Origin of the sequence: Salinivibrio sp. IB643, assembly GCF_001996105.1 — a bacterium.
GTDB lineage: Bacteria > Pseudomonadota > Gammaproteobacteria > Enterobacterales > Vibrionaceae > Salinivibrio > Salinivibrio costicola.
In genome coordinates this window covers 1-1,121 of record NZ_MUFF01000091.1, presented here as the reverse complement: position 1 = coordinate 1,121, position 1,121 = coordinate 1, and the positions used below count along the sequence as shown (strand labels likewise).

Here is a 1,121-nt window from a genome sequence, read left to right as displayed (position 1 = left end):
AAAGGTCTTGCATGAAAACAACTAAGGTTTTGTTTTTGCCGGACTCAAATAGAAGCTTTGTCGTTATTGATTCAATAAGACAAAGTCCAAGCACACTTGATTGTGTGAGTGACATGATATGTCACTGATTGAGAACTTTACTGTCATTCTTAAAGAATGACTTGTCAGCTTTCCAGATTGTTAAAGAGCATGTCGTTTGTCATTAGACAAACCACTTTATTATTCGCTTTCAGACACTCGTCGTCGCAACAGGGGATAACTGCTGTCTAAAAACGTATAACGAAGTGGTGGAGCTAAGCAGGATCGAACTGCTGACCTCCTGCGTGCAAGGCAGGCGCTCTCCCAGCTGAGCTATAGCCCCAATAATGACTTTTTCTCTATTGAGAGAATGGTGGGCGATACCGGGCTCGAACCAGTGACCCCCTCCTTGTAAGGGAGGTGCTCTCCCAACTGAGCTAATCGCCCATCTTTCAGACTTGGTGGAGCTAGGCGGGATCGAACCGCCGACCTCTTGCATGCCATGCAAGCGCTCTCCCAGCTGAGCTATAGCCCCGCGTCTGAGAAATGGTGGGTTGTACAGGATTCGANTGGTGGGCGATACCGGGCTCGAACCAGTGACCCCCTCCTTGTAAGGGAGGTGCTCTCCCAACTGAGCTAATCGCCCATCTTTCAGACTTGGTGGAGCTAGGCGGGATCGAACCGCCGACCTCTTGCATGCCATGCAAGCGCTCTCCCAGCTGAGCTATAGCCCCGCGTCTGAGAAATGGTGGGTTGTACAGGATTCGAACCTGTGACCAATTGATTAAAAGTCAACTGCTCTACCAACTGAGCTAACAACCCAATGGCGTCCCATAGGGGAGTCGAACCCCTGTTACCGCCGTGAAAGGGCGGTGTCCTAGGCCTCTAGACGAATGGGACACGCTGATATGTTTGGGAACATATCCTCTTATAACTTCAACCTATACAATCTGTGTGAACACTCGCAAGAATAGCGTCAGTAAGGAGGTGATCCAGCCCCAGGTTCCCCTAGGGCTACCTTGTTACGACTTCACCCCAGTCATGAACCACACCGTGGTAAACGCCCTCCCGAAGGTTAAGCTATCTACTTCTGGTGCAGCCCA

Annotated in this window: 7 tRNA genes and 1 rRNA gene; all 8 read right to left on the bottom strand. The window is 50.3% G+C overall.

The window, feature by feature from the left end:
* Positions 1 to 285: 285 nt before the first annotated feature.
* Positions 286 to 361: transfer RNA gene (locus BZG77_RS14670), tRNA-Ala, on the bottom strand.
* 28 nt (positions 362 to 389) lie between these two features.
* A tRNA-Val gene (locus BZG77_RS14665) sits at positions 390 to 465 on the bottom strand.
* Positions 466 to 477: 12 nt separating this feature from the next.
* Positions 478 to 553 (bottom strand) — tRNA-Ala (locus BZG77_RS14660).
* Positions 554 to 588: 35 nt separating this feature from the next.
* Positions 589 to 664 (bottom strand) — tRNA-Val (locus tag BZG77_RS14655).
* Between the two features lie 12 nt (positions 665 to 676).
* Positions 677 to 752 (bottom strand) — tRNA-Ala (locus tag BZG77_RS14650).
* 12 nt (positions 753 to 764) lie between these two features.
* Positions 765 to 840 (bottom strand) — tRNA-Lys (locus tag BZG77_RS14645).
* Positions 841 to 842: 2 nt separating this feature from the next.
* A tRNA-Glu gene (locus tag BZG77_RS14640) sits at positions 843 to 918 on the bottom strand.
* Between the two features lie 80 nt (positions 919 to 998).
* Positions 999 to 1,121: ribosomal RNA gene (locus tag BZG77_RS14635) — 16S ribosomal RNA — on the bottom strand; the annotation flags it as partial.